This is a genomic window from Pseudolysinimonas sp. (genome assembly GCF_057350545.1).
The window spans coordinates 20,269-29,249 of record NZ_JBMRCP010000031.1 but is presented as its reverse complement, the minus strand read 5'-3'; the positions used below and the strand labels follow the sequence as shown (position 1 = coordinate 29,249).

Annotated in this window: 9 protein-coding genes; 3 read left to right on the top strand and 6 right to left on the bottom strand. The window is 70.4% G+C overall.

Going from position 1 to position 8,981, the window contains the following annotated elements; all coding sequences use genetic code 11:
- Positions 1-758: thiamine pyrophosphate-dependent enzyme (locus ACO1X9_RS04635; RefSeq protein WP_486349663.1), on the bottom strand; the 758-nt coding region annotated here is incomplete at its 3' end.
- A 103-nt stretch (positions 759-861) separates the two neighbouring features.
- Between ACO1X9_RS04635 and ACO1X9_RS04630 the strand changes: the two genes are divergently transcribed.
- The gene (locus ACO1X9_RS04630) at positions 862-1,350 is read left to right on the top strand and encodes an Lrp/AsnC family transcriptional regulator (RefSeq protein WP_486349662.1); all 489 of its coding nucleotides are present in this window, start codon (positions 862-864) and stop codon (positions 1,348-1,350) included.
- A 53-nt stretch (positions 1,351-1,403) separates the two neighbouring features.
- Positions 1,404-2,117, top strand: coding sequence for a head GIN domain-containing protein (locus ACO1X9_RS04625; RefSeq protein WP_486349661.1), 714 nt, complete (start codon positions 1,404-1,406; stop codon positions 2,115-2,117).
- A 149-nt stretch (positions 2,118-2,266) separates the two neighbouring features.
- Here ACO1X9_RS04625 and ACO1X9_RS04620 read toward each other — a convergent pair whose 3' ends face one another.
- Together ACO1X9_RS04620 and ACO1X9_RS04615 are read right to left on the bottom strand one after the other, a co-directional pair.
- Positions 2,267-3,037 carry a hypothetical protein gene (locus ACO1X9_RS04620; RefSeq protein WP_486349660.1) on the bottom strand — a complete coding sequence of 257 codons (771 nt, stop codon included), beginning with the start codon at positions 3,035-3,037 and terminating at the stop codon, positions 2,267-2,269.
- Positions 3,038-3,058: 21 nt separating this feature from the next.
- Positions 3,059-3,886, bottom strand: a complete 828-nt coding sequence (locus tag ACO1X9_RS04615; protein WP_486349659.1) for an LLM class F420-dependent oxidoreductase — start codon at positions 3,884-3,886, stop codon at positions 3,059-3,061.
- Between the two features lie 68 nt (positions 3,887-3,954).
- Between ACO1X9_RS04615 and ACO1X9_RS04610 the strand changes: the two genes are divergently transcribed.
- Positions 3,955-5,049 carry a heme/hemin ABC transporter substrate-binding protein gene (locus ACO1X9_RS04610; protein ID WP_486349658.1) on the top strand — a complete coding sequence of 365 codons (1,095 nt, stop codon included), beginning with the start codon at positions 3,955-3,957 and terminating at the stop codon, positions 5,047-5,049.
- A gap of 127 nt (positions 5,050-5,176) precedes the next feature.
- On the opposite strand, the gene ACO1X9_RS04605 is transcribed toward ACO1X9_RS04610, so the two are convergent.
- From ACO1X9_RS04605 to ACO1X9_RS04595, 3 genes are read right to left on the bottom strand one after another with little or no spacing between them, the layout of a single operon-like run.
- Complete coding sequence (locus ACO1X9_RS04605; protein ID WP_486349657.1) at positions 5,177-6,604, bottom strand: rhamnulokinase; 1,428 nt, start codon at positions 6,602-6,604, stop codon at positions 5,177-5,179.
- Entirely contained in the window at positions 6,601-8,634 is a 2,034-nt protein-coding gene (locus tag ACO1X9_RS04600; protein WP_486349656.1) for a bifunctional aldolase/short-chain dehydrogenase, read from the bottom strand. The genes ACO1X9_RS04605 and ACO1X9_RS04600 overlap by 4 nt, the downstream gene beginning before the upstream one ends.
- On the bottom strand, positions 8,631-8,981 hold the full coding sequence (locus ACO1X9_RS04595; RefSeq protein ID WP_486349655.1) for an L-rhamnose mutarotase: 351 nt from the start codon (positions 8,979-8,981) through the stop codon (positions 8,631-8,633). The genes ACO1X9_RS04600 and ACO1X9_RS04595 overlap by 4 nt, the downstream gene beginning before the upstream one ends.

Sequence of the window (8,981 nt, the reverse complement as noted above, 5' to 3'; positions counted from 1 at the left end):
GCTTCGATGAACTGCGGACCCTCGCCGGCGCGGAGGCGGGCGAGCGCCGCGCGGGTCGCCGCGAGCACGGCGAGCACGTCGTTGCCGTCGACGCGGAACGAGCGGATGCCGAACCCGCCCGCGCGGTCGGCGATCGGGACGGTCGACTGGAGTCCCACGGGCTCCGAGATCGCCCACTGGTTGTTCTGGCAGAAGAACAGCACGGGAGCCGCGAAGGATGCCGCGAACACGAGGGCCTCGGAGACATCCCCCTCGCTCGTCGCCCCGTCGCCGAAGTAGGCGACCGCGGCGGCGTCGGAGCCGTCCTGTCGGATGCCCATCGCGTAGCCCGTCGCGTGGAGCGTCTGCGCCCCGATGATGACCTGAGGCGTCGCCAGGTGATGGGCGTACGGGTCCCAGCCGGAGAGCGCCGTACCCCGCCAGACCCGCACGAGGTCAGCCGACGCGACGCCGCGCACGTACGCGACGGCGTGCTCGCGGTAGCTGGAGAACACGAAGTCGTCGTCGCGGAGCGCGCGAGCGGACCCGATCTGCGCGGCCTCCTGCCCCAGCAGCGGAGGCCACAGCGCGAGTTCGCCCTGCCTCTGGAGCGCCGTAGCCTCGGCGTCGAGTCGACGCACGATCACCATGTCGCGGTACAGCCCGAGCAACTCGTCGGGCGCGAGCCCGGCGACGAGTGGGTCGAGATCGGGCGACGCGACGCGCCGTCCGTGCTCGTCGAGGAGCCGGATGTACTGCGCAGGTGTCGTCATCGACATGGTCGTACCGTAGGCAGGTATACCCAGATCGCCCAAGCGATGCTTCCCGCCTTGTGCACTCTGCCAATCAGCGCGCCCGGTCCGGGGTGCTAATCTGCGCAGCATGCACCGGTTCGACCCCGTCGACCTCGACCTTCTCCGCGCGCTCGCCGACGACCCGCGCGCCTCGTACGTCGCGCTCGCCGACCGCCTCGGGCTCTCGCGCAACACCGTCCAGGCGCGCATGCAGCAGCTCGAGGCGAAGGGCGCGTTCCTCTCCTTCGACCGGCGCATCGACCCGCACGGTCTCGGCTACCCGCTCACCGCCTTCGTCACCGTCGTCGTACGGCAGCGCGAACTCGCGCGCATCGCCGAGGAGATGGCGGCCATCCCCGAGATCGTGCAGGCGCACGGCATGAGCGGGCCGTCCGACCTCCTCGCGATCGTGCTCTGCCGCGACACCGACGACCTGTTCCGCATCGACGCGCAGCTCCTCGCGATCGACGGCGTCGTGCGCACCGAGACGGCGCTGTCGATGGGCGAACTCATCCCCTACCGCGTGCAGCCGCTCGTCGCGAAGGTGCGGCGCGAGCGCGGGCGACCGGAGGGGTGATCCGGGGGTTGCCCCCAGGGCGGCCGGCGTCGCACGCTGGTTGTCTGGAACGCATGAAGCCCCGATACCTCACCCTCGGCGTGGTCGCCGTACTCGCCGCTGCCGCGCTCACGGGCTGCGCACGGTTCGCGCCCGCCTCCGGCCCGATGACCTCCGAGTCGCCCGAGATCGGCGACGTCACCGCCGTCGTCCTCGACACGGCCGGCGACCTCACCATCACCGAGGGCGAGCCGTCGCTCACCATCCACGCCCCGGCGAGCGTGCTCGACGCGCTCACGACGCGAGTCAGCGACGGGGTGCTCGTGCTCGGGCGCCGCGGCCCCGACCTGGCGTGGGGCAACGTCGACATCCGCTACGAACTGACGGTGCCGAGCCTCGAGTCGATCGAGGTCAACGGCGCCGGCGACGTCGACTCCTCGGTGTCCGGCGAGAACCTCTCGATCGAGGTCAGCGGCGCAGGTGACGTGACCGTCGACGGCGTGGACGCCGACCGCGTGGAGGTGCGGATCTCCGGCGCGGGCGACATCGGGCTCGCGGGGACGGCTCAGTCGCTCGAGGTCGAGATCGACGGCGTGGGCGAAGTGGATGCCGACGACCTCGAGGTCGTGGAGGCGAACGTCGACATCAGCGGCACGGGCGACGCGCACGTGAACGCGACCGGCACCCTCACGGCCGAGGTCTCGGGCGTCGGATCGGTGCACTACCGCGGCGACCCCGACGTCGAGTCCGACGTCTCGGGCCTCGGCGAGGTCGTCGAGGACGACTGACCCTCGCGGGTTGAGTGCCGCGCGCAGCGCGGTGTATCGAAACCCACCGTCGGGTCACCCGGGGTGGGTTTCGATACACCCGCCTGCGGCGGGCACTCAACCCGCGCCTGTCGCCGTGCGGTTTCGATACACCCGCCTGCGGCGGGCACTCAACCCGCGGTGTGGGGCGTCCCGTCGGTGAGGTCGATCGGCTCGAGGGCGTAGCCGGCGGTGTACTTGCGCTTCGGGTCGAGGTTGGCGATGAGCGCCACGAGGGCGCGCTGGATGTCGGCGAGCCGCCGCACGTCGCCCGTCGAGACGAGCGCCATCCCGGCGTCGATCGACGTGAACCAGGCGCGGAACTCCTCGTCGTGCCGATACCGCTTCACGAACGACGCGTAGCCCGCGACGTGCGGGATGCGCACCGCCGTCTCGGGGATCGTCTCCCACGTGAGCATGAGCTCGCCGATCGCGCGCTGCTCGGTCGTGAAGAAGAGGAAGCCCTCGGAGTCTTCGCTGCGCCGCAGCACCTTGAGCACGTCGTCGATGAGCCGCTGCACGGTGATGTCGCGCCCGCCTTCGCCGCTCGAGGAGAGCACCGCCTGACGTCGCGCCTCGATCCAGCCGAAGTAATGGGCGAAGAGGAACGCCGTCGACGCCTCGGCGTAGTCGCCGTGGCTCGCGTAGCGCTTCTGCGTGCCGATCCAGCCGGTCTCGACGAGGTTGAAGATGCGCGACTGCAGCTCGGCCGCGGCCTGCGCGAGCGGCTCGTAGACCCGCTCGGCGGCCTTGAGCGCCGACTGCTCCTCGAGCCGGGCTTCGCGTTCGACATCCAGCTCGTGACTCAGTCGCTGGGTGCGCACCGAGAACAGCCCCGTGACGACCACGCTCGCAACGCTCAGCAGCAACGCGATGACCGTGAGCCACGACTGCGAGTCCATGCGAGACACCCTAGGGGCGGATCAGTCGAACACGACCTCCGCGACGCTCTCGAGGTAGCCGAGGTCGAGGTGGTCGAGGAACTGCAGGTAGAGCCTGTCGACACCGAGCGACCTCGCGTGGGCGACCTTCGCCGCCACCTCGGGCAACGGGATGCCGTCGCCGAGCGACTTCACCACCGAGTAGCGCAGCTCGTCGGGGTCGCGTCCCCCGGCCTCTGCCGCGGCGCGCACGGTCGCGAACCTCTCCGCGGCGACCGACGGCTCGCGGTCGAAGAAGTTGTACTCCGTCGCGAAGCGCGCCGCGAGGGCCGGGGTGCGCTCCGGTCCGCCGCCGCCGACGATCACGGGCACGCGCGCCTGCACAGGCTTCGGGAGGGCGGGAGCAGCCTCGAGTCGATAGTGCTCGCCCGCGAAGTCGAACGGACCCTCCGACGACCACAGTCCCGTGATGATCGCGAGCTGCTCCTCAAGCATCCCGAAGCGCTTCGCGGGGAACGGGATGCCGTACGCCGCGTGCTCCGCCGCATTCCACCCGGTGCCGAGGCCGAGCTCGACGCGCCCGCCCGACATCGCGTCGACGTTGGCGACCTGGATCGCGAGGACAGCCGGATGCCGGAAGGTCGCCGACGACACGAGGGTGCCCAGCCGGATGCGCGTCGTCTCGCGCGCGAGGCCGGCGAGGATCGTCCACGAGTCGCTCGGCCCCGGCATCCCACGGCCTGCGAAGGCGAGGTAGTGGTCGGAACGGAAGAACCCGTGGAAGCCGAGTTCCTCGGTCGCCTGCGCGAACGCGAGCTGGTCGTCGTAGGTCGCGCCGTTCTGCGGCTCGATGAATGTGCAGATCTCCACGGCACCCATCCTCCACTGAGTGACGAGAGTGGTTTGTAAGGCCAGCCTTACCTGCGTAGGCTTGACGCGTGACCCGTCGCGCCCTCGCCGTGCTGGCCGGCGCCCTCGTGGTGGCGCTCGTCGGCTGCGCCGCGCCCCCCGGTCACGGCCCGAGCACGCCGGAGCCGACGATCGCCGACTCCCGCCCGCTCGCGGAGCTCGATCTCGTCGCCGACCCCCGGGCGCACGTGGGAGCGAGCAGCGCGGTGCTGGCCTCCGAGGCGATCGAACCGATCACGTCCGCGCCCCAACAGACGCTCCCTGCGACGGTCGTCTCGCGCGATCCGAACGGCGACACCGAGGTGATCGTCGCCGACACGTCCCGCGTCATCGCCCTCGACATGGCGGGCTCGATCGCCGCGACCGTGTGGGGCCTCGGTCTCGGCGACACCCTCGTCGGGCGCGACATCTCGACCACCTTCTCGGGTGCCGCCGACCTCCCCGTCGTCACGAGCAGCGGGCACTCGATCGACGCCGAGAGCATCCTCGTGCAGCGACCCACGCTCATCGTCACCGACGGCAGCATCGGGCCGCGCGACGTGCTCATCCAGTTGCGCGAGGCCGGGGTCACGGTCGTCTTCGTCGACAACGACCCGTCGTTCGAGGGGGCCGCGCAGCTCGCGCGCGATGTCGCCGCGGCGCTCGGGGTGCCCGACACGGGTGAGCTGCTGGCCACGCGGATCTCCGACGAGGTCGACGCGAAGATCGCCGAGGTCGCCGAGATCGCTCCCACCGCCGACGGCGACCGGGTGCGGATGATCTTCCTCTACCTGCGCGGCGGCTCGGGCATCTACTACCTGTTCGGCGAGGAGTCGGGTACCGACGACCTCATCCGAGGACTGGGTGGCGTGGATGTCGCGGCCGAGATCGGCTGGACCGGCCTGCAGCCGATGACCGACGAGGCGATCATCGCCGCCAACCCCGACCTCATCCTCGTCATGACCGACGGCCTCGCCTCCGCCGGCGGCGTCGAGGGGCTCCTCTCGGCGAAGCCCGCCATCGCCCTCACCGCGGCCGGGCAGCATGAGCGATTCGTCGACATGGCGGATGGCGACATCCTGTCGTTCGGCCCCCGCTCCGCCGCCGTGCTCGACGCCCTCGCGCGCGCGGTCTACGCTCCCTAGGTTTTGTCGCCTTAGTTGCACAATGTCGCGTTCTCCGGCGACGTTCTGCAACTGACGAAATGTGATGTGTCCGCCAGTTGCACATCGCGCCCGGAGAACGGAGCAATGTGCAACTAAGTCGACATCACTACCGCGACGGCTCGAACCTGCGGGGCGGAAAGGCGCGGGCGACGAGGGCGCGGAGGGACTCGAGGTCGCCCGAGATGAAGCCCTGCGCGCGGGCTTGCACGAGCACGTTGCCGATCGCCGTCGCCTCGACGGGCCCGGCCAACACGGGGAGCCCTGTCGCATCGGCGGTGAGCTGGCAGAGCAGCTCGTTGAGCGAGCCGCCGCCGACGAGGTGCACGACCTCGACGGTCTGACCGCTCAGCTCCGCGGCATCCCGGATCGACGTCGCGTAGGCGGCGGCGAGCGACTCGAGGATGCTGCGCACGAGTTCCGGACGCGACCCCGGCACCGGCAGGTCGTGTGCCGTCAGCCACGCCGCGATGCGAGCGGGCATGTCGCCGGGGGCGAGGAACGTCTCGTCGTCGGCGTCGAAGATCGGCACCTTCGTCGCGACCGATGCCGCCTGCCCGAGCAGTGCCGGGAGCGAGATCGTGGTGCCGTCGCGCTCCCAGTCGCGGATCGACTCCGACAGCAACCACAGCCCCATGACGTTGTGCAGGTAGCGCACCCGGCCGTCGACACCGCCCTCGTTGGTGAAGTTCGCGGCGCGGCCGGCATCCGACAGCACCGGGTGCTCGAGCTCGACACCGACGAGCGACCACGTGCCGCACGAGACGTACGCGTAGTTCGCGCCGGTGGCCGGGATCGCCACGATCGCCGAGGCGGTGTCGTGCGTGCCGACCGCGGTGACGACGGCGCGGGTGTCGCCGATGCCGCGCACGGCCGACGACGCGAGCCCGCCGAGCTCGGTGCCGGCATCCACGAGCTCGGCGAAGATGCCGGCGGGCAGGTCGAGCGTCGCGGCGAGATCGAGGTCCCACTCGCGGGAGGTCACGCCGAGCAGCCCGGTCGTCGAGGCGTTGGTGCGTTCGGCAACGGCACGACCCGTGAGCCAGTACGCGAACAGATCTGGCATGAGCAGGAACCGGTCGGCGATCTCGAGCGTGCCGCCGAGCCGGTCGGCGGTGAGCTGGAAGAGCGTGTTGAACGGCAGGTGCTGCAGGCCGTTGCGGCGGTAGAGCTCCTCCGCCGACACCCGGGAGTGCACCTCGGCGACGCCCGCAGCGTTCCGCTCGTCGCGGTACGAGTAGGGCGCGTTGACCAGTCGGCCGTTCCGCAGCAGCCCGTAGTCGACGGCCCAGGAGTCGATGCCGATGCTCGCGAGCTGGGGTTCCTGGCGCACCGCCGCGGCGAGGCCCTCGACGACGTCGCGGTAGAGCTCGAACGAGCTCCAGTGCAGGCCGTCGAGGGTGCGCACGGGGGCGTTCCTGAAGCGGGCGACGTCGGTGAGCCGCAGCTCGTCGTGCCCGACGTAGCCGAGCAGCACGCGCCCGCTCGTCGCGCCGAGGTCGACCGCGGCGACGGCCCCCCCGCTCCGCCCGGTCATCGCAGGAAGGCCGCCGCGACGCCCGCGTCGACGGGGATGTGGAGGCCGGTCGTGTGCGACAGGTCCGGTCCGGTGAGCACCGATACGGCGTTCGCGACGTTCTCGGGCAGCACCTCGCGCTTGAGGATCGTGCGCTGCGCGTAGAACTCGCCGAGCTTGTCTTCGGCGATGCCGTACGTCTTCGCGCGATTGGCGCCCCAGCCGGCGGCGAAGATGCCCGAGCCGCGCACGACGCCGTCCGGGTTGATGCCGTTCACCTTGATGCCGTGCTCGCCGAGCTCGACCGCGAGCAGCCGCACCTGATGCGCCTGATCGGCCTTGGTCGCCGAGTAGGCGATGTTGTTCGGGCCGGCGAACACCGAGTTCTTCGACGAGATGTAGACCACGTCACCGCCCATCTTCTGCTCGATCAGGATCGGCGCCGTCGCCTTCGAGACGAGGAACGAGCCCTTCGCCATGATGTCGTGCTGGAAGTCCCAGTCCGCTTCCGTCGTCTCGAGCAGCGGCTTCGACAGCGAGACGCCCGCGTTGTTCACGACGATGTCGATGCCGCCGAACGCGAGCACGGCATCCTGCACCATCGTCTCGATCGCCGCGGCGTCGGTGACGTTCACGGCGAGGCCGACCGCGACATCCGTCGACCCGATCTCCGCGGCAGCCGCCTGGGCTTTCGTGAGGTCGAGGTCGGCGATGATCACGCACGCGCCGTCGGCGGCGAGGCGGGTCGCGATGGCCTTGCCGATTCCGGATGCCGCCCCGGTCACGAGGGCGACGCGCGTCGCGTGCGACTTGGGCTTCGGCATGCGCTGCAGCTTCGCCTCCTCGAGGGCCCAGTACTCGATCGCGAACTTCTCGGCGTCGGAGATGGGGGAGTAGCTCGAGATCGACTCGGCGCCGCGCATGACGTTGATCGCGTTGACGTAGAACTCGCCGGCGACCCGCGCCGTCTGCTTGTTGGCGCCGTAGGAGAACATGCCGACGCCGGGGATGAGCACGATGAGCGGGTCGGCGCCGCGCATGGCCGGGCTCTCCGCCGTGGCGTGCTTGTCGTAGTACTTCGTGTAGTCCTTGCGGTAGGCCTCGTGCAGGGTGGCGAGGCGCTCCTTCACCTTCGCGACGTCGGCGTTCGCCGGCAGGTCGAGCAGCATCGGCTTGACCTTGGTGCGCAGGAAGTGGTCGGGGCAGCTCGTGCCGAGGGCGGCGAGCTTCGGGGCGTTCGCCGAGGCGAGGAAGTCGAGTACGACGTCGGAGTCGTCGAAGTGGCCGACCATCGGGCGGTCGTGCGACGCGATGCCACGGATCGTCGCGGCCAGGGCGGCGGCCTTCGCGCGGCGCTCGGCCTTCGGCAGGGCGGCGTTCTTCGCCACCGGGCGGCCGAACGGGTTCTTCTTGCCCTTCGCCGTGAGGTACTGCTCGGCGGTCTTGATGATCCAGAGGCTGTTCTTCTGAGCCTCGGCGCTCGTCCTACCCCACGCCGTGATGCCGTGGCCGCCGAGGATCACGCCGATCGCGGCGGGGTTCTTCGCCTTGATGTCGGAGATGTCGAGACCGAGCTGGAACCCGGGACGGCGCCACGGCACCCAGACGACCTTGTCGCCGAACGCCTTCTTCGTGAGCTTCTCGCCGTCCTTCGCGGTGGCGAACGCGATGCCGGCGTCGGGGTGGAGATGGTCGACGTGGTCGGCGTCGACGAAGGCGTGCATGAACGTGTCGATGCTCGGCGCAGCACCGCCGAGGCCGTGGCGGCAGTAGTCGAGTGCGGCGACCATGTCGTCTTCGTGCTCGAGGCCCGCGTAGACGTTCTTGAGCGCTTCCACGCGGTCGAGGCGCAGGGTCGCGAGCCCCGACGCCGTGAGGGTGCCGAGATCACCGCCCGAGCCCTTGACCCACAGCAGCCGGACGTCCTCACCGGTCACGGGGTCGGCTTCGACGCCCTTCGCGGACGTGTTGCCGCCCGCGTAGTTGGTGACCCGGGGGTCGGAGCCGAGCTTGTTGCTGCGGGCGATGAGGTCTTGGGCAGGCGAGTTCACGAGCGTGAGTCCAATCGGTGGATTTGCTGGTCGAGGTTGAAGATTTCGCGGAGAGTGAGTGCTGCCTGGTCGGGGCGGGCACCGTCGAGCGACTCGAAGAACCCCGCCGCTTCCGCCTCCCAGGCCGCGGTGCGCGGGTCGGCCGCCAACGCCTCGGCGGACGCCGCGTCGTCGTCGGTCTCGTAGTAGCCGATGAGCAGCCCGTCGTCGCGCAGGAACAGCGAGTAGTTGCGGCGCCCGGCATCCGCGATCGCACGCAGCATCTCCGGCCATACCGCCTCGTGGCGGCGCACGTACTCGTCGAGGAGCTCGGGCCGCACCTGCAACTGGAAGCAGACGCGGGCCAC

Coding starts and splice junctions, on each gene's coding strand:
- ACO1X9_RS04605 (WP_486349657.1), bottom strand. CDS start 6,604: ATGACCGGGCGGAGCGGGGGGGCCGTCGCCGCGGTCGACCTCGGCGCG.
- ACO1X9_RS04630 (WP_486349662.1), top strand. CDS start 862: ATGCACCGGTTCGACCCCGTCGACCTCGACCTTCTCCGCGCGCTCGCC.
- ACO1X9_RS04625 (WP_486349661.1), top strand. CDS start 1,404: ATGAAGCCCCGATACCTCACCCTCGGCGTGGTCGCCGTACTCGCCGCT.
- ACO1X9_RS04620 (WP_486349660.1), bottom strand. CDS start 3,037: ATGGACTCGCAGTCGTGGCTCACGGTCATCGCGTTGCTGCTGAGCGTT.